The organism is Pseudomonas sp. AC355, from assembly GCF_979258205.1.
The window spans coordinates 370,598-393,573 of record NZ_OZ409843.1 but is presented as its reverse complement, the minus strand read 5'-3'; the positions used below and the strand labels follow the sequence as shown (position 1 = coordinate 393,573).

General features: G+C 59.0%; 17 protein-coding genes and 2 pseudogenes. 8 read left to right on the top strand and 11 right to left on the bottom strand.

Annotation, left to right across the window (positions count from 1 at the left end; translation table 11 throughout):
* The first annotated feature begins 1 nt into the window (after position 1).
* Positions 2 to 1,003: an NADP-dependent oxidoreductase gene (locus ACZ0AI_RS01925; protein ID WP_463569932.1), complete on the top strand. Its 1,002-nt coding sequence runs from the start codon at positions 2 to 4 to the stop codon at positions 1,001 to 1,003.
* A 110-nt stretch (positions 1,004 to 1,113) separates the two neighbouring features.
* Here ACZ0AI_RS01925 and ACZ0AI_RS01920 read toward each other — a convergent pair whose 3' ends face one another.
* The 5 genes from ACZ0AI_RS01920 to ACZ0AI_RS01900 all read right to left on the bottom strand — a co-directional run bounded on the left by ACZ0AI_RS01920 (position 1,114) and on the right by ACZ0AI_RS01900 (position 6,417).
* Positions 1,114 to 2,037 carry an SDR family oxidoreductase gene (locus ACZ0AI_RS01920; RefSeq protein ID WP_463564314.1) on the bottom strand — a complete coding sequence of 308 codons (924 nt, stop codon included), beginning with the start codon at positions 2,035 to 2,037 and terminating at the stop codon, positions 1,114 to 1,116.
* Positions 2,038 to 2,699: 662 nt separating this feature from the next.
* On the bottom strand, positions 2,700 to 3,689 hold the full coding sequence (locus tag ACZ0AI_RS01915) for an aldo/keto reductase (RefSeq protein WP_463564313.1): 990 nt from the start codon (positions 3,687 to 3,689) through the stop codon (positions 2,700 to 2,702).
* 95 nt (positions 3,690 to 3,784) lie between these two features.
* Entirely contained in the window at positions 3,785 to 4,681 is an 897-nt protein-coding gene (locus ACZ0AI_RS01910) for a LysR substrate-binding domain-containing protein (RefSeq protein ID WP_463564312.1), read from the bottom strand.
* Positions 4,682 to 4,884: 203 nt separating this feature from the next.
* Positions 4,885 to 5,274 carry a tautomerase family protein gene (locus ACZ0AI_RS01905; RefSeq protein WP_463564311.1) on the bottom strand — a complete coding sequence of 130 codons (390 nt, stop codon included), beginning with the start codon at positions 5,272 to 5,274 and terminating at the stop codon, positions 4,885 to 4,887.
* An 84-nt stretch (positions 5,275 to 5,358) separates the two neighbouring features.
* The gene (locus ACZ0AI_RS01900; protein WP_463564310.1) at positions 5,359 to 6,417 is read right to left on the bottom strand and encodes an NAD(P)H-dependent flavin oxidoreductase; all 1,059 of its coding nucleotides are present in this window, start codon (positions 6,415 to 6,417) and stop codon (positions 5,359 to 5,361) included.
* A gap of 98 nt (positions 6,418 to 6,515) precedes the next feature.
* Between ACZ0AI_RS01900 and ACZ0AI_RS01895 the strand changes: the two genes are divergently transcribed.
* The 5 genes and pseudogenes from ACZ0AI_RS01895 (at position 6,516) to ACZ0AI_RS01875 (ending at position 11,814) form a co-directional block, all read left to right on the top strand.
* A complete protein-coding gene (locus ACZ0AI_RS01895; RefSeq protein ID WP_463564309.1) occupies positions 6,516 to 7,388 on the top strand; it encodes a LysR substrate-binding domain-containing protein in 873 nt (290 codons plus the stop codon).
* On the top strand, positions 7,385 to 8,524 hold the full coding sequence (locus tag ACZ0AI_RS01890) for a YbfB/YjiJ family MFS transporter (protein ID WP_463564308.1): 1,140 nt from the start codon (positions 7,385 to 7,387) through the stop codon (positions 8,522 to 8,524). The genes ACZ0AI_RS01895 and ACZ0AI_RS01890 overlap by 4 nt, the downstream gene beginning before the upstream one ends.
* 30 nt (positions 8,525 to 8,554) lie before the next feature.
* A complete protein-coding gene (locus ACZ0AI_RS01885; RefSeq protein ID WP_463564307.1) occupies positions 8,555 to 9,031 on the top strand; it encodes a nuclear transport factor 2 family protein in 477 nt (158 codons plus the stop codon).
* Positions 9,032 to 9,509: 478 nt separating this feature from the next.
* A pseudogene (locus tag ACZ0AI_RS01880) lies at positions 9,510 to 11,140 on the top strand (hybrid sensor histidine kinase/response regulator).
* Between the two features lie 191 nt (positions 11,141 to 11,331).
* Positions 11,332 to 11,814: an OsmC family protein gene (locus tag ACZ0AI_RS01875; protein WP_463564306.1), complete on the top strand. Its 483-nt coding sequence runs from the start codon at positions 11,332 to 11,334 to the stop codon at positions 11,812 to 11,814.
* Between the two features lie 102 nt (positions 11,815 to 11,916).
* Here ACZ0AI_RS01875 and ACZ0AI_RS01870 read toward each other — a convergent pair whose 3' ends face one another.
* A complete protein-coding gene (locus ACZ0AI_RS01870; RefSeq protein ID WP_463564305.1) occupies positions 11,917 to 13,530 on the bottom strand; it encodes a COG3904 family protein in 1,614 nt (537 codons plus the stop codon).
* A gap of 66 nt (positions 13,531 to 13,596) precedes the next feature.
* Between ACZ0AI_RS01870 and ACZ0AI_RS01865 the strand changes: the two genes are divergently transcribed.
* Together ACZ0AI_RS01865 and ACZ0AI_RS01860 are read left to right on the top strand one after the other, a co-directional pair.
* Complete coding sequence (locus ACZ0AI_RS01865) at positions 13,597 to 13,785, top strand: hypothetical protein (protein WP_463564304.1); 189 nt, start codon at positions 13,597 to 13,599, stop codon at positions 13,783 to 13,785.
* A 112-nt stretch (positions 13,786 to 13,897) separates the two neighbouring features.
* Complete coding sequence (locus ACZ0AI_RS01860; protein ID WP_463564303.1) at positions 13,898 to 15,370, top strand: inorganic phosphate transporter; 1,473 nt, start codon at positions 13,898 to 13,900, stop codon at positions 15,368 to 15,370.
* Positions 15,371 to 15,440: 70 nt separating this feature from the next.
* On the opposite strand, the pseudogene ACZ0AI_RS01855 reads toward ACZ0AI_RS01860, so the two are convergent.
* From ACZ0AI_RS01855 to ACZ0AI_RS01835, 5 genes and pseudogenes are all read right to left on the bottom strand, one after another.
* Positions 15,441 to 16,135 (bottom strand): annotated as a pseudogene (locus ACZ0AI_RS01855) (tRNA (adenine(22)-N(1))-methyltransferase).
* Positions 16,136 to 16,359: 224 nt separating this feature from the next.
* Positions 16,360 to 19,608 carry an efflux RND transporter permease subunit gene (locus tag ACZ0AI_RS01850; RefSeq protein ID WP_463564301.1) on the bottom strand — a complete coding sequence of 1,083 codons (3,249 nt, stop codon included), beginning with the start codon at positions 19,606 to 19,608 and terminating at the stop codon, positions 16,360 to 16,362.
* Positions 19,605 to 20,798 carry an efflux RND transporter periplasmic adaptor subunit gene (locus ACZ0AI_RS01845; RefSeq protein ID WP_463564300.1) on the bottom strand — a complete coding sequence of 398 codons (1,194 nt, stop codon included), beginning with the start codon at positions 20,796 to 20,798 and terminating at the stop codon, positions 19,605 to 19,607. Before ACZ0AI_RS01845 ends, ACZ0AI_RS01850 begins: the two co-directional genes overlap by 4 nt.
* Before the next feature lie 14 nt (positions 20,799 to 20,812).
* The gene (locus ACZ0AI_RS01840; RefSeq protein ID WP_463564299.1) at positions 20,813 to 22,273 is read right to left on the bottom strand and encodes an efflux transporter outer membrane subunit; all 1,461 of its coding nucleotides are present in this window, start codon (positions 22,271 to 22,273) and stop codon (positions 20,813 to 20,815) included.
* Positions 22,273 to 22,878, bottom strand: a complete 606-nt coding sequence (locus ACZ0AI_RS01835) for a TetR family transcriptional regulator (protein WP_463564298.1) — start codon at positions 22,876 to 22,878, stop codon at positions 22,273 to 22,275. Before ACZ0AI_RS01835 ends, ACZ0AI_RS01840 begins: the two co-directional genes overlap by 1 nt.
* Between the last annotated feature and the right edge of the window lie 98 nt (positions 22,879 to 22,976).

The window sequence follows — 22,976 nt, the reverse complement described above, 5'->3', positions numbered from 1 at the left end:
AGTGAAAGCGTTCATCATTGATCGTTACGGGAAGAAAGAAATCGGACGAATCGCAGATATACCTGAACCCGAATTACAGGACGAGGATGTCCTGATTCAGGTGCATGCCGCGGGGGTAAATTTACTGGACGCGAAAATCAGGGCAGGTGAATTCAAGCTTGTCCTTCCTTATCGCCTGCCCTTGATCCTCGGTAATGATGTGGCTGGCAAGGTACTGAAGGTCGGCTGCAACGTCACTCGCTTCAAACCAGGCGACGAGGTGTACGCTCGGCCTGAGCAGAATCGTATCGGCACGTTTGCCGAGCGAATCGCGGTCGGCGAAGCGTCGTTGGCACACAAGCCAACGAACCTCAGCATGGAAGAAGCGGCCAGCATTCCCCTGGTTGCGTTGACGGCATGGCAAGTGCTCGTCGAAACGGCCAGGTTAAAGAAGGGCCAGAAGGTACTGATTCATGCCGGCTCCGGCGGCGTCGGCACCATTGCCATACAACTCGCCAAGCATTTGGGTGCTTTCGTCGCTACCACGACCAGCACGGCAAATGTCGATTGGGTAAAGGCGCTCGGCGCAGATGTAGTCATCGATTACAGCAAGCACGCCTTCGAAACGGAGTTACGAGACTACGATGTGGTAATCAATAGCCTCGGCAGCGATGTGCTGGAAAAGTCGCTGCAGGTGCTCAAGCCCGGCGGGCATTTGATCTCCATTTCCGGTTCACCTACAGCCGATTTCGCGGCCCAGCAAGGCCTATCCTGGCCCCTGAAACAGGTGCTGCGTTTGCTTAGCCGCAGCATTCTCCGGAAAGCCAAGCAGCGAGGCGTCAGCTACAGCTTTGTTTTCATGCGCGCCGAAGGCAGCCAGTTGACCAAAATAACCTCACTTATCGAATCCGGCGCCATCCGCCCAGTGATTGAACGGGTGTTACCGTTCAAAGAGACGGCCGAGGCACTCGCCCACGTCGTCGACGGACATGCCAAAGGCAAGATTGTCGTCAAGATTCGCTGATGCGAGCACATTGATCGAATGCCCATCGTCAGGCCAGTGGTAGCTGTTGCCCAGCATCACCACTGGCCACCCGCTCAACACAGTCACACCATAACTCGGCGTACCCTGGCTTACTTATCGAACTGGACGCGGACAGCATCAAGCTCCTGAACGACCTTGTCCGGCTCCTGGCTCAGCGGTAGGTTGTCCTGATCCCGTATGGCGTCATAGCCCTCTGTGGGATCTGCCGGCAGCGCCGAGAACAGTGGTTCGAGATCCGTTTGAGCAGCGCCACGTTCCGCAACCAGTTCGAAGGTTTTGCGGTTCGCGCTGGGTGAAGTCAGGGAGGCGACCAGCACCTCAGCGATCTGCGCACGAGCCATCACACCGTCGGACGGCGAACTCGCCCAGTGCGTGTCGCCCTGGCGCATTACCAGGCGCTGTTGGTCGGCGGCGTTGTAGTCGAACCAGCCGGGCCGCACGATGGTGTAAGGCAGCCCGCTGGCACGCACGAGGCGTTCTCCGCGACGTTTCCAGTCATGCCCGACGGTGGGTTTGGTGACGCCGACAGTGGTCATCAGAGCGATCCGTGCCGGCGCCTGCAACACGCCAAGAACATTGCGCACCGCCCCATAGTTCACCGCCTCCGCGCCACTGGGATCGTTGCCACTGATGCCGTGGGTGAAGATGACTGCGCTGACGCCCGCCACAGCCTCTGGCAGGGTCTCGGCGCGAGTCAGATCACCAACCACCACCTTCACTCCAGCAGGAAACAGCGATGCCTGGGCGGGGTCACGCACCAAAGCGCGCGTCTCGTAGCCACGCCTGAATGCCTCTGCCACCGCCAATCGGCCGATGCTTCCGCTGGCACCCACGACCAGCACCACAGGCTTTTCCACCCCAGTGGCAAGCCCCTCTTCGGATTCCCGCTCAGTGGCGGCACGGCTTTCACTGGCCTTCGAGATGGCCTGTGGCGGTGTCGCTCCGGCCATGACGATTTCGGCGAACATCGCCAGCAAAAGCGTCATGCCGTACTGGATGGTGAGTCGATTCATCATGCGTATCCGTATGAGCGAAAGGCAGGATGCACGGCACTCAGCGGCGGGCCAGTGACTGCAATGCGGATAAGGGACGTTAAGCGAAGGAGTTAGCCCGGACTAGCCAGGCAAACCGGCAAGGGCCTATGAACAGAACTAATTAATGGGCCATAGCGCCGCCTGCAGGGAGGTTGGTGCGCATGAAGAAACGAGCCATCCAGCGCATGGTTTCCATGGGTCGCCAATGCAACGCCTGTGCGGTCATCCCTAAATACTGGGACAAGCTTGCCGATAAGTAACTGGCGCTGCAGCCAGCGGCCCCACCTGGGCTGCCGGTTGCGTACTTAACAACTGTAGCCCTGCGCGCCGACAGTTCCGCCCTATAAACATGTGCGCCCCCAGCCCCCAACTGGCAAAAAAATCGCCAGCCAAGCGTACGACGCCAACACTTATTCGCCCCGACAGCCGTAGGCGAAGAGTTTGCATAATGGCATTGACCTGACCGGTTGATTGCTTGGGCTGTGACCACCGCGTGCATTCGCCTTGAACAGCCCAGCGAGAAATGACCGGCAGTTTTCGGCCAGAAGTAGCCGGTCATTGTCATCAGGGGTACTGGCCAATTTCTCGCCTAGCAAGCCTCCAGCGAGAGGCTTGCTAGGCGATAACCCCATTAATGACATTTACTGGAAGATCTTATCCATCTGGTCAAGCAATGCTTCTTCAAGGCGCGGTAAAACCTCAAGCGCCCCTAGGTTTTCCTGCAACTGCATAACGTTTGAAGAACCAATCAAAACTGACGTTACAGCCTGGTTCTTTAACACCCAGGCAAGCGCCAACTGAGCGCGTGTTGCTCCGAGTTCACGGGCTATTGTCTTAAGCTGTTTAGCCGCCTCGATTCGCTCGTCGCGCTTGTTCTCGAAAACAAAATCCTCGAGCCAAGAGAACCCCTCGGTCGCCAGCCGAGTGTCCACCGCAATTCCCTCGTCGTAACGCCCCGCCAGAACGCCGGATGCCAGCGGAGACCAGGTAGTCAAACCGAGCCCATGCTCATGAATGAGTGGCTGGTACTCGCTCTCGACACGTTCGCGATGGAACAGGTTGTATTGCGGCTGCTCCAGTTGTGGTGGGATGAGGCGGTTGTGCTGACAAAACTCTATAAGCTTCAAAATGTCCTCTGCAGGCCATTCCGATGTCCCCCAATACAACACCTTGCCTTGCTGGATTAGCGCGTTCATCGTCCAGGCAATTTCCGCGATGGACATACCAGGCTCTGGACGGTGGCACAGGTAGAAATCGAGATAGTCGACACCAAAACGTTGCAATGCTTGGTGACAGGCTTCCGTGATGTGCTTGCGGCTCAGGCCCTGCTGGGTAGGCCGTGATGGATTCGTGGCAGAGTGATTGTCACCGGTGCCGAACAGTACTTTGCTGGAAACGCAGTAACTGTCTCGCGACCAGCCAAGCGTCTTGATCCCGCGTCCGAGCATACGCTCTGCCTCACCGCCAAGGTACACCTCGGCGCTATCGAAGAAATTGATGCCATGGTCGAAGGCGCAAGCGAGACATTCATTGGCACCACGTTGGTCGAGGCGCGTACCGAAGGTAATCCAGCTCCCAAATGATAGAACTGAAAGCTGCAGGGATGAACTGCCTAATGAGCGATATTGCATGACCGATCTCCGGTTGGAAAAGACAGGTGCATGCTGTGGTTTGCAAGGCGCGCCGTGAAATACTGTTTATGTCGGTTAGTAAGACGACTCAAGTATCAGACGTGGCGCTTGACCGTCTCGATAAAAAAATCTCGCAGCGGCGAGTCGACCGTATTGTTGTTGGCAACATTCAGCGCCACCGAGCCCAGCTCCTGAGAGGCACTGTGCAGCAATGGCCGGAATACGACATCCTGCAGCCCTAAGCGCTCGAAAGAGGCCGGCACCAGCGCCGCCCCGTATCCTGCCGCCACCAGCCCCAACACAGTCTGGATTTGCCTGGCATGCTGAACGATCCTTGGCGAGAAACCTGCACCTTTGCATAGTGTGAGTAACTGGTCATGAAAGCCCTGCCCCAAGGCGCGCGCCGACATGACGAACGATTCGTTAGAAATATCCTCAAGCCTTACCGCAATGCTCGCCGCCAGCGGGTGGCCAGAAGGTAAAGCAACCTGAATGGGGTCCAGCAGTAGCCGTTCGATGTTCAGCGCAGGTGTTGTCGTTCCGGGGCAACGCATCACGCCAACATCGGCTTCGCCGCTCTCCAAAAGCTCGACCTGTTCTTTGGTAGTGGCCTCGATGAAACTCAGCTCGACAGTAGGCATCTGCTTTCTGAATGCGCTCAGGGCTCGCCAGAAACCTGGATAGTGATTGAGGCTGATCATGGCAACCACTAGATGTCCCTCTATGCCTTGGGCGACCCGCCGCGTATGCGCGACGCTTTCGTCTAGCGCCCCTAGCAGTTCGTGGGCTTTGCCCATGAGAGCCATCCCTGCGCTGGTGAGCTCCACGGTTCGCTTGTCGCGAACGAACAAGGGATAGCCGATTTGCTCCTCCAGCCTCCTGATCGCCTGACTGAGAGGAGGCTGCGCCATATGTAGCCGTTCTGCGGCGCGGCTGAAATGCAGTTCTTCAGCAACGACGACGAACTGACGTAACAGTCGGGTTTCGATCATTTATCCACCTTGGATTGCCGATAGCTTTGGCACGCGGTCGGGTTATTTTGGCATGTAGGTTCGAGCTTTCCTGCATTGGCAGGCGGCAGCATCAGGTAGCACTTCTCCAACGCTGTGAGCGCTCTGAAGTGGACTGTCGCTATCGGCCAAGAGTGGACATTTACTGGGCAAAGGTTCGCTCGCCCAGAGCAACCTCAACCACCTCAGAGCTCGCCAGTTAGAAACTGCGCTCGACCCAACCCGAAGCTCCAGTCGTCATCACGATTGGTAACCACTGAAACCATTACATCAGTTGCAGCAATACCGCATTTCTCTTCAAGCGCAGCTACCAGCAGTGCATAAAAGCGCTGTTTTATTTCAACGCTGCGCGGCCTGCTGATAGCCGTTATCACCACGACGCGGTCAGTTCGCTCGAAACCAAGCCCGGTGTCCTGAATGATCATATGGCTCGGTTCGTGCTCATTGAAAATCTGATATCGATCACGCTCAGGCACCTCAAATGCTTCCACCATTGCCTGATGAGTCGCGTCTAGGAGACGTTGGATTTGCGCACTGGTGCGGCCTTTAATTGCATCAATTTTCAGCAATGGCATGAGGGCTACTCACTTTAAGGTTAAATGCGCTTAGACCCCGCAGGTGAGCGAGGCAAGATTGCTTGATTGGCATCCGATGAGGTGTCAACGGCGCCATTCCTCGATCAGCTTATTCATCAGATCTTCGGCGGGTAATTCGCGCGCCATGGGGGCTCCTTGCCCGGCCCAATGTGCAGCGAATTTATGATTGCCCTTCTTGGCGGCCGCTGCAGACAGCCTCTTTGCAGCGTCGTATGCAAGCGGATAGGCCGCCACCTGGGTTTCCGAGCCCCTATCCAGGTGCTGAATAAACTGATTCACGATCCCACGTGCTGGGCGGCCAGAGAAGACCGAGGTCAACCGGGTATTGGAGGCCTGCTCGCTTCGTAGTGAGGCTCGATAACCCTCATTCGCCGCAGACTCCGGGCATAGGATAAATGCAGTACCAAGCTGCGCCGCTGCAGCTCCTAGCCCCAGCGCTGCATGAATCCCCTGCCCGTCCATAATTCCACCTGCGGCGATGATAGGAAGGTCTGTGTTCTTGACCAAGAGTCGAACGAGCACCGGCATCGTCAATTGCTCGTCGACAGCGCCCAGGTCAAACACCCCCCGATGCCCACCTGCCTCGATGCCTTGAGCCACAATCGCATCAATGCCAAGCCTTTGGATCTGCCTTGCTTCATCAAGGTTAGTCGCGGTAGCCAACGTGCAGATGCCTTCATTCTTCAGCATGCTGACCTGCTGCGCCGTGGGCAGGCCGAAATGGAAGCTCACCACAGCCGGGCGCTCTTCGAGAAGCATCTGAAAAACCTCTTCGTCCGCGATAAAGCTCTTATAAATTTCGTTCAGCGAGGTCGGCACATCCATCTCGCACTCCTGAAACAAAGGCTCCATGCATTGCAGCCACGCGCTCTCCAAGGGCTCATTGCGCAGGGCGGGTGCATGACAAAAGACATTCACGTTGAATGGCTTTGAGGTGAGCGCTTTAGTTCGCGCAATCATCTCTTTCGCCTGTGAAACACTGCTAGCTCCGATCCCAATGGAACCCAATCCCCCTGAATTCGATACCGCGGCAGCCAACTCTGGCGTCGCTACACCGGCCATCGGAGCCTGGATGATGGGGTAGATGCGCAAACGAGCAGCAAAAGAACTAAAAACACTCATTACCCTGAACTCCCGCTAGACGAGTATGAAATCGATGGAGATTGATTGTTCTCAAAATAAGAATATATTAACAACATAGATACCAAAAGGAGAATAAGGTGGATCTTGAGTCGTTACGAATTTTTAGCAGCGTCGCCAGCGAGCTAAGCGTTACGCGCGCCGCAAGCAGGTTGGGACGCGCGCCCTCGAACGTGACTACTCGCATTCAACAGCTTGAAGCGGAATTGGGGGTGGAGCTCTTCGTTCGTGCCGGCAAACGCATGGCCCTATCGACCTCTGGAGAGCAATTTGTAGGCTATGCGCAGCGGATCCTCTCGCTGGAAGACGAGGCTCGCCATGTCATCACTGGTGGAGCTACGGGGGGCACGCTACGTGTCGGCAGTATGGAGAGCACTGCAGCTAGCCGGCTACCTGTGCCCTTGGCGGCATTCAATCGTGAGAGCCCTTCGACACAGCTCGAAGTCAGTACCGGGCCTTCAGGAATGTTGATTGAGCAGGTTCGTAGCGGCCAACTCGACTGCGCATTTGTGGCACTGCCCCCAGCACACAGCGATGAAGCGCATCTCACCGAAATGGGGCTGGAAGGCAGCGCAATCTGGCAAGAAGAGCTCTTGCTATTGCTGCCTCCCACAGATGCCACTGCCACTAGCCCTGCACAGGTAAAAGCGCGCGCACTCGCAGCTTTTCGAATTGGTTGTACGTATCGGTACATCGCGGAGGAGCAACTCGGCATCCACGTAGGTTCCGGCTGGAAAATTCAGGAATTAGGCTCTTATCACGCAATGGTCGCGACTGTAGCAGCAGGCTCCTGCGTCGCGATCCTGCCGGAAAGTGTGCTGCAACTGACCAGCGCCCGCGACCAGCTGTCCACGATCAGGGTTTGCTCGATCAGCACATACCTAGTTTGGCGCAGGGACTATAAGACGCCCGCATTCGACAAGTTCGCCCTGCTGTTCAAGGGAGCTGCATGACACTCAAGTCGATGTCTCGCGGGATGCAACTGCGTTCAGCGCTGGAGGCTGCGATTGTCATCGCGATTGGAATGGGCTTCGGCCGCTTTGCTTACACAGCTCTATACCCACACATGGTTAAGGAAAATATCCTCAGCCTGAGCCAGGGCAGCATGGCTGCGTCTGCCAACTACGCGGGCTATCTGGTTGGCGCCCTGCTGGCAATTCAGACAAAACCGAAAAATGCCCATCGCTTCTGCCTGTGGGCCACGGGCGGTACTGCAGCATGCCTGATTAGCCTCGCCTTTCTTGAGTCAGCTTGGCTAATCGTTATGGTTCGCGGTGTAGCTGGAGCCCTAAGCGCCGTTGCAATGGTTGCCGCTTCCCTTTGGCTGCTTCAGCACCGCCGACATATCCATGGGGCCCCTCTGCTTTATGCAGGTGTAGGGCTGGGCATCGCGGTATCTGCTGAGCTTGTCGTTCTCGGCTTCTGGTTGGATCTGACAAGCCACCAAGTGTGGCTTTTGCTGGGGTTGGTGAGTTTCGCCCTGATGCTCCTTGCAGTACCTGGCCTGAGCGACACCAAGTACGACGCACAGGCTGACAGCAAAGGTGCGCCTGAGAGCCCGGTAAAACAGTGGCCGCTAGTGCTCATCTATGGCCTCGCTGGTTTCGGGTACATCATCACCGCAACCTATCTTCCACTGCTGGTCAGGACGGCTCTTCCAGAGCTGGATCCTGGACATGTGTGGGCTGTATTTGGCCTCGGCGCCGCCCCCTCGTGCTTTTTATGGCATCGACTACACCGGCACCTCGGAACTCAAAACTCTCTGGCCTTGAACCTGGCAATACAGGCACTAGGTGTCATCTTGCCTATATTGCTGCCAAACGGAACCGGCTATCTAGGCAGCGCGCTACTTGTCGGCGGGACTTTCATGGGCGCAGTGACCATTGCCATGTCGGCCGCTCAGCGTATCACCAATAAAGCGAGCATCAATCTCTTAGCAGTCATGACAATCATCTACAGCGTGGGCCAAATTGCTGGCCCCTTTGTAGCGGACGCTTTCTACACGATGAATCAGAATTTCAACGGATCACTGTGGGCCGCCGGCATAGCTCTCACAGCAGCCGCTTGTATCAGTTTGAAAATGCTCTAGCACATACAGCTCGTGGTATCAGGAGAAGCTATGAAAGCAGTCAGCCCAAACGATTTTTTAGCGATTAACGACGTCCTTTGTCGATTTTTCCTGTCCTTCGACCGTCGAGACTGGGCATCGATGAGCAATTGCCTATCCTCGCGCGTGTTCATTGATTACTCATCGTCGGGTAGAGAAAAACCATCGACTATGAGCGGCATGGACTTTGTTAAGCGCCGAGAGAATGCTGTCGACAAATTGGCTAAACACCATAGCTTTTCGAATCTTCTTGCAGCGTATGAACAGGATGAGGATGCAGTGAGCGCTCGTTGCAACTATCTGATCCTGCGATTCGCAGATTGCCAATCCGCAGATATCGCCGGTGACAATTTCTTTCACTCCTGCGGTGATTACGAGTTCTTGCTCAACCGGGCAGACGATCACTGGAAAATCACAAGCATCACGCAGCATGCACTACAAAGCTGGGGCAACAGGAGCCTACATGGTGGCTCCCAACCAGGGGCATGACTTTTAGATCATTTATACGCTGCTCTTTGAAGGGCAGCTTCCGGCCCAGAGTGTGTAAAAACGCTTCGTCAAAATTGAAGTACGCATGTCTACGTGAAATCTGAAATTTATCGGCGCGTCAGCAGATGTGGATTTCGCCCAGATGCGCGATTTCCAGTCCGTTTTTGAGTACCTGTCGCGCTCAAAAAAGTTTTTACACAGCCTCGGCCAAAAGCTGACGTTGGACACGGGCCTTCCTCGTCGGGAAACTCAGATTTTTATAACCAATAAAAGTATTGATTGTGGGTGAATCAACCCGCTTACCAGCTCAGCAAATTCGACACCATGCTGGATTTCGCGCGGGTCGGGGGCTATATGGCGGCCGAATAGTGCAGGCGTGCTAAAACCACTTCATAACGTCAGTGTTGTATTGCGCCTGAAAAAGTCTGGGGGCTATGGTGGCCTGATATTTGAATCAAAAGCCTTCCGGGAAGTTTCCATGTTCACGACCGCCCCTACCGTATACGACGTAGAGCGCTCTCAGGCGATCGTGCGCCTGATCATCGCACCAATCATCACCAGCTACGCACTGCTGCTCTATCAGCAATCGTTCATAGAATCATTGCTAGCCCTGCAGGTTCTCTGGCTCATGACGATCTGCTTCGTCGTTTCTTTGGTGCTATGGGTCGATATCCGTCGCCGGCCAGGTAATCGACCGGTACGGAGGGTGCTCACCATGCTCATTGACTACGGCTGCCTCACCGCGATGATCGCCGTTGGCGATGCGCCCATGTTGCCGATCTATGCGGTGCTGCTCTGGGTGACCGTCGGTTATGGGCTGCGTTACAGATCGGGTTACCTGTTGCTGGCAACCATCATGGCCATGATCTCGCTGCTGATAATCATCAGCACATCGGCCTACTGGCGATCGCAGCCTTACCTGATATTCACCTTGGTGCTCACCACTCTGATGGTGCCAGCCTATATACACGCCCTACTCAAGCGCTCACGCCGGGCGACCGAGGCCGAGCAGGCCGCCAACCTGGCCAAGTCGCAGTTTCTGGCACAGGCCAGCCACGACCTGCGCCAGCCCATTCACTCCATCAGCCTGTTTACCGCGTGTTTGCGCGACAGCCGCTTGGGCACCGAACAACAGCGCCTGGTGGAGAATATCGACAAATCGCTGCACAGCGTCTCGCGCCTGTTCCGCTCGATTCTCGACATGTATTCGCTGGACAGCGGCAAGGTGGATCCGCAGATGGAAACTCTAGCGCTGCATAATCTGCTGCAGCAACTGATCCAGCAGAACACCGAAGCAGCTCGCTGGGCCGGGGTCGATATTCGCCTGCACTGCCCGCCAGTCTATGTGCGTACCGATCACGCCCTGCTCACCACCATGCTGCAGAACCTGCTCTCCAACGCCTTGAAGTACGCCCCGGGCAACCCGTGCTGATCGGCTGCCGACGCAAAGGCACAGGCCTGTCCATCGAGCTGTACGACAAAGGCCGCGGTATCGCCGAAGCGCATCTCGACAATATCTTCGAAGAGTTCTACCGCGTGCGCCAGGCGCGCGACACCGATGTCGACGGAATGGGTCTGGGGCTGACCATCGTAAGGCGGCTAGGCACGCTGATGGGTCTGCGCATTCGCATTCGTTCCGTGGAGGGCCGGGGCACACTCGCAGCGATCGACGGCCTGCAGTCGGTAGCGGCACCGGTCGAACGCATCGCCACGGCACAGAGCAGCAACCAGGCACCGCGCATGCTGGATGGCTTGCGGATATGCCTTATCGAGGACGACCAGAACGTACTACTGGCCACCGCCACCCTGCTGACGAAGTGGGGCTGTGACGTCGCCACCTTCACCTCGCTACCCGACGTGTCGACGGACTTCGATCTGGTGGTCACCGACTTCGACCTCGGCCGTGAAGCCTCCGGAGCCGACTGTATCAACCATGTGCGTGCACTCAGCGGCCGCAACGTGCCTGCCATCATCATGACCGGCCACGACGTGCGCCGTGTGCAGGAGCAGTTGGGCGACGAGAACATTCCGATCCTGTCCAAGCCCGTGCAGCCCGCCGAACTGCGCTCTCTGCTGGTGGCGCTGAAACAAAAAGCGCTAGCTGCTTAGGGCCTGCTGCCGATCTCCAGCATCAAGCGCAGCCAATTAACGGTTGAGTGGATATATTCTCCGCGCTCTAACCGTCCGCTATTGGCCGATAGTTGCTGTGGCAAGGTACTCACTCAGAAGTCGCTCTTCGTACCCACTCAAATGAGTCCGCTTTTTAACAGACTTATCGAGAACTTTCCCAGGAGGGATCAATGGCAGATAAAGCGCACGATTACGAAGTCCAGGTGAAGTGGGCCGGCAACGAGGGAACAGGAACGTCGTCATATCGGGGTTACAGCCGGGCGCACGTCATCACAGCTAACGGAAAAAAACCAATTGATGGGTCATCCGACCCCAGTTTTCGTGGAGACCCAACACGCTGGAACCCAGAGGAGTTGCTCTTGGCATCCTTATCGGCGTGCCACAAGCTTTGGTACCTTGGCCTTTGTGCTGAGGCCGGGATCGTTGTGATGGCCTACGAGGACAGCGCTCAAGGAACAATGGTCGAGGAAAGCGACGGCGCAGGTCAGTTCACCTCAGTTGTGTTGAGGCCGAAGGTGATTCTGGCACCGGGGTCTGCAATCGAAAAGGCTCAGGCGCTGCACAAAATAGCCCATGAGAAATGCTTTATTGCTCGCTCGGTAAACTTTCCAGTCAGCCACGCACCCGAAATATCGATAATCCCAGACGCCTAATTTGCTAGAGAGGGTGTCCGTGTAGTCGGGCGCCCTCTCGTAGTGAGCGTCGCTGCCTAGATGACATTGCCGAACGCTTACGCTTTTGGCCGTACGCTGCACTCACTTGCGCAGTCGTGCGAGTTGGCGCAAAGCAGCGCCAGCCCGCTCCTCATCAGCAATAGCGAGCAACGATCCGTACAGTGCCAGAAATACCGAGCACAGGCTTTCCGGTTCGTCAGCGTAATCTCCCGGATGTAGATACATGTCCTCGGCATCGGCGGACTTGGACTTCGCACTGGCGAAAGCTGCCGTCAGCTCCGCCGTGGCGTCTGCTTCGGATTCTTGTGGGTTCAGCATCGCGGCCTCCAGCAAAGCCTGCTCGGCATCCTGCAGGCGCTTGCGCGCATCGGCTGGCAGAACGCTGCTGTAGTCGACCCCTGATAGGTTTTGGCCAAGAATGAAGCTGCCGCACTGCTCGGGGGCGCGCTCGTACACAGACTGTAAAAGCACCATGTGGGCACTCCAGAGCTCGATCAGCTGAGGCGCCGGTGCGGTACTGATGTAATGACTGAACAGGCCTTCGCTGCGGTGCTTAACGGCCGCATGAAAATCAGCAAACGTTGAAAAACGAGCAAGCGCCTCTGCAGCCTCACTCTCCTGCTTCTGATATTGCTCCGGAGCAATTCGAGCAAGGGTATTGAACACCTTGCCACCTAACAGATAAGCCTTGAGCTGCCCGTCTTGGCGCAAACGTGTGAGACGACCATCTTCGAAGGTTCGCGCGTTCACCTGAGCGGTAACGATGCCCTCCCGTAACAGTTCCTCAGGTTCTGGTATCCACAGATCCTTTTGCTGGGTATTCAGCACTTTTTCCACGAATGCATCAGAGACGCCATGATCCACAAACGCTTTGCGGTACAGATACGTCATCACCATCGACGGTGATGCATCGGATGCATACAGGCTCGCCGTATGAAAGCCGAGGCGACCTCGCTCACCGAGCAAACGCTCGCTGCCAGCCATGAAAAGCAGGGTACAACCGCTGAAGCAATCGCCATTGGTAAAGGTGATCAGGGCTCTGTCTTCGATGAGGCTGGAGATCGCCCGCGCTTCGCTGAGCAGCCCGCCGCTGCTATCCAGGTGCAGTACCCGGACATGCGGATGCTCTTTCAGCGACCGCTCCAGCGCACTCGCGCTGCCGGGCGAAAGGCCCCCGGCGAACTCCAGTTGATCATCGGCCAGCAGGCTGACCTGATAAGGTGGCAGGGCATTCGGGTTCAAGGCCATCAACGCAGTCGACCTCAACAGGGGGTACATATCGGCCACTAGCGAGTACCCCGAGTACAACACGCCGGCGATCATGAGCCCGCGAACGCTCATTACCCAAAGGGAGCGGCCGCCATGCGCCTTATGCCGCCTGGCTGAACGCCATACGCCCACCGTTTGCCAGGTGCCCAGGCAGAGTGCGAAGGCAAGCCAGGCGGTCAGGATGAGCAGCGTATTCCCAGGGCTGAGTGGGTTGCGCATCAACACCAGCGCGAGCAGTAAAACGAGCCCCATAGAGAGCAGCGAAAGGAGTATCTCATTGACCCAGAACGACCTGGCCAAGGAAAGCTCGCCGCGCCAATGACGGGCGATGTAATGCGGCTCAGCCGCTGGCTGGTTTTGCAGGTCGCTCTTGGCAGAGCCGCCTTCGGTCCATCTATCCATGATGTGTATATTCCTGAAAATCACTGATCGTACAAAGGCCGGGGATCATAGTCAGGTAAGCCCATCAGGAAAAGACGTAATCAACCGACGATGGGACTGATTGCAGAGCCTCATCACCCGGTGTTGGGAGATGGGGCAACTGATAAAAATACGGATTCTTTACGCGCCGGGGTTGCTTCTCAGTCGATTTTCTACGTAAATCCCGCCGATAATTCTTATCTAACTGAAATAGCTCTGCATCTGCAGGGCGCAGATGATGTTCTCGACGGTTTATCGTAACCACGGTTTGTTGGCCTCTCCGTCCATCCGAGTTTCTCAGCGTTAACGCCAGCAGATCTAAGCTTGCCCTTGGACTAACCCAGCCCTCTCATTGAGCCAGACCTAAACCCTCATGTTCGAATTATTCAGCGGGCTCGATGCCTGGTTGGCGCTGAGCCTGGCACTTGCCCTGCTCTTCGTCCTTACCTTCGAATTCATCAACGGTTTCCACGACACAGCCAACGCCGTTGCAACGGTCATCTACACCAAGGCCATGCCGCCAAACCTGGCCGTCGTCATGTCGGGCATCTTCAACTTCCTCGGCGTGTTGCTCGGCGGCGTCGGCGTGGCCTATGCCATCGTCCACCTGCTGCCGGTCGAGCTGCTGATCAACGTGAATACCAGCCATGGTTTGATCATGGTTTTCTCGCTGTTGGCTGCGGCGATCACCTGGAACCTTGGCACCTGGTACTTCGGCATTCCGGCTTCCAGCTCGCACACGCTGATCGGTTCGATTCTTGGCGTAGGCCTGGCCAATGCGCTGCTTACCGACATACCGCTCGCTGATGGCGTGAACTGGCAGAAAGCCAGTGATATCGGCCTGTCGCTGATCTTCTCGCCAATCGCCGGTTTCGTTGTCGCCGCCCTGCTGTTTCTCGCCCTCAAGCACTGGATGCCAACCCCGAAGGTGCACAGCACGCCCGTTTCCCGCAAGGAAACCAAAGGCAAGAACAAGCCGCCGTTCTGGAACCGCCTGGTGCTGATCGTATCGGCCATGGCCGTGAGTTTCGTGCACGGCTCCAACGATGGGCAAAAGGGTATCGGCCTGATCATGCTGGTGCTGATCGGCATCGTGCCGGCCAAGTTCGTACTCGACCTGAACAGCACGACGTACCAGATAGAGCGCACCCGCGATGCAGCCATCCATCTGGGCGAGTTCTACCAGCGCAATGCGCCGACCCTCAATGAGTTCCTGGCACTGGGCAAATCCGGCAACAGCGAACTGCCCAAGCAATTCCGCTGCGATCCAAAGCTCACCGAGCTGACCATCTCCACGCTGCTCAAGACGCTGGACGGCGTGAAGGATTATCACAGCCTGAGCGAAGAGAAACGCATCGATATTCGCCGCTACCTCCTGTGCCTGGATGACTCGGCCAAGAAAGTCGGCAAGCTGGAAAACCTGCCGGCGCGCGACAAGGCCGATCTGGAAAAGCTGCGTAAAGACCTGACTGCTACCACCGAATACGCACCCTTCTGGGTGATCATCGCCGTAGCACTGGCTCTGGGGATTGGCACCATGGTCGGTTGGAAGCGCGTGGTGAAAACCGTCGGCGAGAAGATCGGCAAGCAGGGCATGACCTATGCCCAAGGCATGAGCGCGCAGATCACCGCCGCATGCGCCATTGGCTTGGCCAACGTCTACAGCCTGCCGGTGTCCACCACCCATGTGCTGTCATCGGGGGTGGCGGGCACCATGGTCGCCAACCGTAGCGGCCTGCAAGGCAGCACCATCAGCAACATCCTGCTGGCCTGGGTACTCACCCTGCCCACCTCCATGGCACTGGCAGCAGGCTTGTTCTATGGCGCGACGCTGATCTTCAATTGATAGGCGCTCCCCCTGAAAACCAGGTGCCTGCCCGGGCACCTCGTTTTTAGGCCTCCCCTGTAAAGCAGACTCAAGCCAGCAGTTCGGTAATCCAGCGAATCTGTTGAGCGAGCGCTTGCATCTTCTCCCCAGGCACGGCCTGCCGTGCCTGGGCGAGATTGGCCAGGGTCTGCTGCTTCAGATGCAGCAGACGTTGCCACTTGGCCAGGAACACGGGGCTACGTTCGCGCAGATGCAGGGGCCGAAGTACAGTTCATCGGCGGTGTACAGCACCGGGCCGGTACGCTCGGCGACGATGATTTCGTAGTAGAAACGGTTTTCCCGCAGGACTTCCTCGCCGAGGATGCGGTAGCGATTTTCCATTAACCACTGACGCAGCGGCTGCTCGCCACCGTTGGGCTGCAGGATCAGGCGCTCCTCGCCGCTCAGCCGGTTTTTGCCACTGTCGAGGATGTCGCGGATGGTCTCACCGCCCATGCCGCAGAGGCTGAGCGCAGTGATGCCATCTGCCGGCTCGATTGCCGCCAGCCCGCTGGCCAGGCGCACGGTGATTCGCTCGCTCAGGCCATTCTCGCGCACGCTGCGCGCGGCGGCCTGGAACGGCGTCATGGCCACCTCGCCGGCCAATGCCCACTCGATGGCACCGCGCCTCATCAATGCCACAGGCAGGTAAGCGTGATCCGAGCCGATATCCGCCAACCGTGCACCTGCTGGCACATGTGCTGCCACGCGCTCCAGGCGCATGGACAAGGTTTGTTCGTTCAACTGCAGCCTCTTTTCACCATGGGCGATCCGGCACATAGCGCCGGCTCGGCGCGCGATTCTGTCCGGCAACGGCGCACATGGCAAATTCCGGCGACCCGCATCGTGGTGGATTGCCTGAGCGCCGTAGCTCGGGTTGAGCGAAGCGATACTCGGGAATCGCAATCCTGGGTATCGCTTCGCTCAACACCAGACTACGTTGCGGCGTATCCGCGTCCTCGCGGGGATTAGTCCAATGACACCGGCTGCCCTGCATTCTTGGGCGTGAGCAACAGGTACAAGGCTGGCACCACGATCAGCGCAAGCATCGAGACGGAAACCAGGCCGAAGATAATCACCAGCGTCAGTGGCCGGTAGAACGCGCTACTGACCGCCAGTGGCACGAGACCGACGATGGTGGTCACGGCGGTCGTCAGCAGCGGGCGCAAGCGTCGAGCAGAGCCGGCTGCGGCGGCCTCGGCGATGGACATGCCCTCCTTCAGGTAACCGTTCATGGTGTCGACCATGATGATGCCGTTGTTGATGGCAATACCGATCAGCGACACCAGGCCGATCATCGCGAAGAACGAGAAGGTGATGTCGAACGCCCAGAAGCCCAGCGCAGAGCCGATGATCGCCAGCGGCATGGTGGCGAAAATGATGAAGGCCTGGCGGAAGCTGCTGAACACAATGACCAGCACACCGACGATCAGCACCACGGCGATGAGCATGGCGATCAGCGCCGAGGTGAACGTCTCGGCGGTATCGGCGGACTCACCACCCACCACGACGCGGTAGCCATCCGGCCAGGACGCCTGCAGGTCGGCCAGGCGAGGCCCCGCCTCGGCCATGATCTCGCCAACCGTGCGCCCTTCGTTCTTGGCCATGACGGTGAGCGCGCGCTCGCCATTGCTGTGGGAAATCGCAATCGCCGCTTCCGATTGCACCGGTGTGAGCAACTGGTTGAGGGCAATGGAAGAACCCTCTTCGGTGAAAGCGCGAACCCGCGACAGCTCCTCGGTGTTGTGCGGCCCTCCGGCCTCGCCCGGGCGGCTGGGCCATTCGGTGCCAAGGCGGATGTCGATGTTGTCGGTGTCGCTGGCGGTGACGAAGGTGCCGACGATATCGGAGCTGAAGGCGATGCGGATCTGCGATGCCAGGTCATCATGGCCAATGCCGAAGAAGTTGGCGGCTTCGCGATCTGGCCGCAGTGCCAACTGCGGTTTGAGCATGCCGATGTTATCCCTCACGTCGACGACGCCGGCGATTTCAGCGAGCAAGGCCTGCACCTCGCGCGAGCGAACGAGCAGCTCGTCCATGTCGGCACCGAGCAGTTGAATCTCGATCGGATCGCCGGCACCAGGGCCACTGGCTTCGGGCACCACCAGCAGCTGCGCGGCAGCAACGTTGTCCTGCAGGTAGGCCGTCAGCTCGCGGCGCAACTCTTCGGCCAGCACGTAGGAGTCGGTCTCACGTTCTTCACGGGGAAGAAAGATCGCCGAGAAACCGAGGAAATTCTCCGCCTCGCTCGGCTGCAGGTTGGAGGCCATGGAGCCGCCAGCGAAGGGGCTCTTCAGGCCGACCAGCTTCACCACGCTCTGGAAATAGGGTTTGCTCCTGAGAATCTCGCCCACCTCGTCGGCCACCTGCTGAGAGGTCGCCAGTTGGGCGGTAGGCGGCAGCTCGATGTTGATCCCCAGACGCTCGCCATCGGACTGCGGGAACAGCTCGATACGCGCTTGGGTAAACGCCACTATCGACACCATGAACAGTGCGATGGCAGCCAATACCCAAAGCCATGACTGCTTGCGGCTGCGCACCACCCAGCGCACATTCCAGCTTTCCAGACCATTCACAGCCCTGCTCGTTACCCGGTCGGACAGGCCCTGTTTCTGCGCGCTGTCAGGCTTGCGCTGCTTGCCCAGCAGCGCCCGTGACAGCGGCAACGAACAGAGCATGGCGACGATGAAGGAAATCACTAGGCAGACCACCGCCGTGGCAGGCAGCACGCGGATGAATTCACCCACCGTGCCACCGATGGACATCAGCGGCGCCAGGGCCAGAATAGTCGTCAGCTGCGCGGCGAATGCCGGCATCGCGTAGCGTTTTACCGTAGCCAGCACGCCCTGGCCGAAGGTTTTGCCCTGCACGTAGATCTCATCGTGGAGCCCTTCCATGAGGATGATGAACACGTCGATGATCATCACCAGCGCGATGACCATGCCGATCACCACCAGCTCGTTGAGCGAGTAGCCCATGATCAGAATGGCCAACAGCACACCGGCGAAAGTGATCGGCACCGACAACCCGGCCACCACGGCCTCGCGCCAGGCGATGGTCAGCAGCAGGATGACGAACACGATGGCCATGGTCTGCAAGGCGCTGACGAACACCTCGGAGAGCGCCTTCCAGATCTGTTTGGCTTCGTCCTGGGTGACGGTGTATTCCAGGCCCACCGGCCAGGCGCCGTCCTGCTCCATCCGCGCCAGGGTATCGTGCAGCGTTTCGACCAGATTGACGGTGTCGGCACCCGGCGACTTGCGCACCGAGATTTCCAGCGACTGCTCGAAATCGCCGCCTTGATCGGCGAAGAAGGCGCGGCTGGTTTCGGTTTCCTGCATGCGGTTGACCGAGGCGATCTCGTCGAGCCGCACGGCACGCCCGGCGCCAGCACCACCGAGGCGCGCGACAGGCAGCGCACGCAAGTCGGCGACATCCCGGAAGCGCCCTTCCAGACGCACTACCGCACCGATGCTGTCGCTGCGAATTTCGCCGAAGGGCTGTTCGATATTGGCTTGTTGAACCGCGTTGCGCACCGTGGCCGGGGACAGGCCGAGGGCGAGCAATCGCTCGGGCCGCAGCAGGATCTGCACGATCTCTTCGCGCTCACCGCCGATGTCCACTTCATTGACGCCGGGCACCCGCTCGAGCGTGTCCTGAATACGCCGCGCCTGCTCGTTCATGGTCGCCGAGCCGGCGGCTCCATGCAGGGTGAAGGTAAAGATGGGCCGGTCGTCTACCGACGCCTGGCTGATCGTTGGGCGCTCGACGTCATCGGGCAGCTCCGCTTCAGCGTCGGCGACCGCGGCACGCAGACGCGTCATCGCGTCGAGCGGATCGGCAGACGCTTCGAACTCCACCGAGATGATCGAAAAGGAATCGAACGAGGCACTGTCGACGCGGCGCACACCCTGCAGCGTGGTCACTTCATCTTCGATGATGTCGGTGACCTGCTCCTCCATGGTCAGCGGATCAGCGCCCGGCCAGGTAGTGGTGATGGTCGCCTGGGGAATGTTCAGATCCGGCAGGGACTCCTTGACCAGTTGCGAGTACGCCATCAGGCCACCCAGCAGCAGGGTCGCAACCAGCAGAATCCCGAAGATCGGCTGCAGGAAGAAGAACCGCGCCAGCGGATGCGCGTTGCGTACGTCGTCGCTCTCGAGCGGCGCGCTGTCAGTGGCCAAACGCGGCTCGTCGCCCGTGCTCCCGGTACTCATGGTGCAGGCTCGCCCGCGCCGATGACGCGAACCTGCTGCCCGTCATTCAGGGCTGCACGGCCATCGGTCACCACCAGCTCGCCGATCTCCAGCCCAGCCGTTACCGCCCGATAATCGCCGGACTGCTGAGCCAGCTCCACGCGGCGCTCGCTGACTGTTCCCTTGTCCTCGTCCGCAACGAACACGAACGCCTGGTCATTGCGGAAACGCAGCGCCTCCAGAGGTACGACCAGCGCATCGTCGACGCTCGGCTCGGCGATCCAGACGGCGACGAACTCACCGTCCTGCAGGCCGGTTTCATTGCCCTGGGTGTGCACGATCACCTCGAAGGTGCGCGTCTCCGGATCGAGTGAGGGGCTGATGGCATAGACCTGGCCGTCGACTCGATTCTTGGCCTTGGTGGGGTCGGCATCCTGCCCGGCAACCGAGGCGTTCTCGCCGATCACTGCCCGAGCACCGGTGGTGATCTGCCGAAAGTTGTAGGAAGGCAGATCGACCCGCACTTCGAAACGATCCGGGTCGATGACCATGGCAGGCACCGTACGCAAGGCATTCTGCTCGGTGTCGGCCTGTACGGTATTGGGCATGAAGTAGCGGCCTTTCTCGATATTAAGGCGCGCCAGCACGCCATCGATGGGCGACACCAGACGCGATTCATCGATGCTCAGTTGCGCCTGGGCGAGCTCGGCGCGAGCGTTGTCACGCACGGCCTTGGCCTGCTGCACCTGCACCCTGGCTTCATCGAGTTCCTGCTGGGATGCGGAGCGCTGATCGATCAGGGTTTCGTAGCGCTTCTGGGTGACTTCGGCGAGCTTGAAGCTCGCCTGCGCCTCGGCAAGGGAAGCCTTGGCTGCCTGCAGATCGGCCTCCACCCGTTCGGGGGCTTGATGGGCGATCAACTGACCGGCCTTCACCGGCATCCCCACGCGCAGCTTCGCATCGATATGGGAGACTACCCCCTGCTGGGTGAAGGTCAGGAATTCGCGCTGCCTCGACCGCGCCGTGCCCTGGCTGTAGACCCAGGCCTGCAACTGGCGACGCTCCACTGCCACCACATTGACGCTGGTAGCGCGCGTGTCACTCGCCTGCTGCTGATCGGCTTGCGGCTCGCTGGGTTCGGATTTGTCACCACAAGCCGCGAGGCTCAGTAGGGCAAGAGCACCGAGGGTGCTACGGCAATGTCGGTTCATGGCTGTGCTTATCGTCATGGTGCGGTCGGCGAAATGGGCGGCGTGGTGGCGGCAGCGGCAGTTGACGATGCGTCCTCGAAACCACCGCCCAGGGCGAGATGAAGGGCGATGCGATTTTCCAGGCGAGCATGTCGTGCGGTGATCTGCGCGCTGCGGCCATCGAGGGCGCGTTGCTGACTTTCCAGCACATTCAGGAACGGATCGATGCCCTGCAGGTAACGGTTGAGCGAGACCGTTACCGCGTCTTCTGCCGAACTTGCCGAGGCTTCCAGTGCGCGCTCCCGGCTTGTCAGCAGCGAGTCGACGGCCAACGCAGTCTCGACTTCGGAGAACGCGACGAGGGCCGTTTCGGCGTAGGCATTCAACACCTCATCGCGCTGCCCCTCGGCGATATCAACCTGGGCGACCAGGCGGCCACCTTGAAAAACTGGCTGCAAGGCTCTGCCGGCAATCGACCAGATCAGGTTGCCGCTGTTGAACAGTTGGGCGAACTCGCTGCCGTTGTAGCCGGCGGAACCGGTCAGTGACAGGGATGGAAGAAAGGAACGCTCCGCTGCGCCCAGCTGATAGCCGGCGCTCAACAGATTCAGTTCGGCGGCACGCACATCGGGGCGGCGCGCCAACAGTTCGGCCGGCAAACCACTGGCCGGGGCTGCGGGAACCGGCGGCAGCGCCAGCGCGGTCTCGACATCGCCCGACGGGTATTCCCCCATAAGAATCTGTAGTTGTCGCAGGCTGCGTGCCAGCGACTCTCTGCGCTGTTCCAGCCCCGCACGCGCCGACTCCAGATTGGCGTCGGCGAGCATACCGTCAGCCGGCGATGTAATGCCGATGCTGACGCGGTTATTGATCTGTCGGGCCATTTCACCCAGCGCCTCGACGGTTCGCTCGGAAAGGTCGACCTGCGCGTGAGCATGCACGATCTCGAAATACAGCTGCACCGCCTGCGCCGCCACAGACTGACGCACGCCGCGCAACTGCTCGGCGCTGGCCAGGTAGTCCGCGCGGGCCGAGGCAGTGAGCGCCGACAGACGCCCCCAGAGATCCAGCTCCCAGCTCACGTCCAGTGCAACGTCGTAGTTGTTGCCGATAGCCGCCGCATTCTCGCCGGTGATATCCGGCAGGTTCTGACGCTGCCGCGCAGCTCCCGCAGCGAGGCCGACCTGCGGCAATTGGTCGGCCCGATTCAGGCGTGCCTGGGCCTCGGCCATGCGTGAGCGAGCCAACGCCTGGGCCAGCCCTGGGTTTTTCTCCAGCGCGGTGCTCACGAAGGCATCGAGCCGCGCATCAGCGAAGTCGCGCCACCAGAAATCCTCCGTTGAATAGCCGGCCTGATCGGCGGCGACGAAATCTGCTGGCAGGCTGAAAGGCACCTGCGCCGGCTCGGGTTGTACGCTGGCACAGGCGCCAAGCAGGATGAGCGAAGCCAACAACAGGGGGCGGGAGGCAACCAGAAGAGGGTGAGCAGATCCCATCAGTTGCCTCGCCGGGCGAACAGGATCAGCAGCATTTCTCTATGCGCACTTCGGATCTTGGCAACTTCCTGCTCGGCCAGTTCTTCACCGAACAGCAGTTGGGTGAGCAAGGCGATGACCACAGGCGAGGTTGCCATGGCGAAGTTTCTCGATACGGCGTTATCCGGGATCACGCCCTTGGCGACGCACTCATCGAGCTCGGCCTGTCGGCGCGTGGCATGGGGCAGCAGGATGTGCTCGTGCCAACTGCGAAGCCGCTCGGGCGACCTGCCGCTCTCGGTGATGAGCAGTCGAAAGATCGCGCGCGCCTGGGGATCGCCAATAGCCGAGTAGGCCATATCGAGAAACCGGTCGACGGTCTCCTCCAGCGAAGCGCCCTCGACCCACTGCCAATGGCTCTGGATCGACGGAGAGAAAATCGTAGTGACGAACAGTGCTTCCAGGATCGCATCCTTGCTGGCGAAGTGCGCGTAAAGCCCTGCCTTGGTCAAGCCAACGCGTTGTGCGATGCGCTCCACCGTGGCGCCCTCGAAGCCCACGCTACTGAACTCCACCAGCGCGGCATCAAGTATCTGCTGGCGCCTTTGCTCCGCGGACAAGCGCACGCGCTTGTTCGCACCAACAGACTTGTTAGCTGATTCTTCTGGGGCTGGATCCTGGGTCATATGAGTCGCTGACTACCGCTGAATGCTTCGAAAAATAC

Excerpts from the sequence above, each read along its gene's own strand:
- ACZ0AI_RS01920 (WP_463564314.1), bottom strand. The coding sequence starts at position 2,037 with ATGAATCGACTCACCATCCAGTACGGCATGACGCTTTTGCTGGCGATG.
- ACZ0AI_RS01915 (WP_463564313.1), bottom strand. The coding sequence starts at position 3,689 with ATGCAATATCGCTCATTAGGCAGTTCATCCCTGCAGCTTTCAGTTCTA.
- ACZ0AI_RS01910 (WP_463564312.1), bottom strand. The coding sequence starts at position 4,681 with ATGATCGAAACCCGACTGTTACGTCAGTTCGTCGTCGTTGCTGAAGAA.
- ACZ0AI_RS01905 (WP_463564311.1), bottom strand. The coding sequence starts at position 5,274 with ATGCCATTGCTGAAAATTGATGCAATTAAAGGCCGCACCAGTGCGCAA.
- ACZ0AI_RS01900 (WP_463564310.1), bottom strand. The coding sequence starts at position 6,417 with ATGAGTGTTTTTAGTTCTTTTGCTGCTCGTTTGCGCATCTACCCCATC.
- ACZ0AI_RS01890 (WP_463564308.1), top strand. The coding sequence starts at position 7,385 with ATGACACTCAAGTCGATGTCTCGCGGGATGCAACTGCGTTCAGCGCTG.
- ACZ0AI_RS01885 (WP_463564307.1), top strand. The coding sequence starts at position 8,555 with ATGAAAGCAGTCAGCCCAAACGATTTTTTAGCGATTAACGACGTCCTT.
- ACZ0AI_RS01875 (WP_463564306.1), top strand. The coding sequence starts at position 11,332 with ATGGCAGATAAAGCGCACGATTACGAAGTCCAGGTGAAGTGGGCCGGC.
- ACZ0AI_RS01865 (WP_463564304.1), top strand. The coding sequence starts at position 13,597 with ATGGGACTGATTGCAGAGCCTCATCACCCGGTGTTGGGAGATGGGGCA.
- ACZ0AI_RS01860 (WP_463564303.1), top strand. The coding sequence starts at position 13,898 with ATGTTCGAATTATTCAGCGGGCTCGATGCCTGGTTGGCGCTGAGCCTG.
- ACZ0AI_RS01850 (WP_463564301.1), bottom strand. The coding sequence starts at position 19,608 with ATGAGTACCGGGAGCACGGGCGACGAGCCGCGTTTGGCCACTGACAGC.
- ACZ0AI_RS01845 (WP_463564300.1), bottom strand. The coding sequence starts at position 20,798 with ATGAACCGACATTGCCGTAGCACCCTCGGTGCTCTTGCCCTACTGAGC.
- ACZ0AI_RS01840 (WP_463564299.1), bottom strand. The coding sequence starts at position 22,273 with ATGGGATCTGCTCACCCTCTTCTGGTTGCCTCCCGCCCCCTGTTGTTG.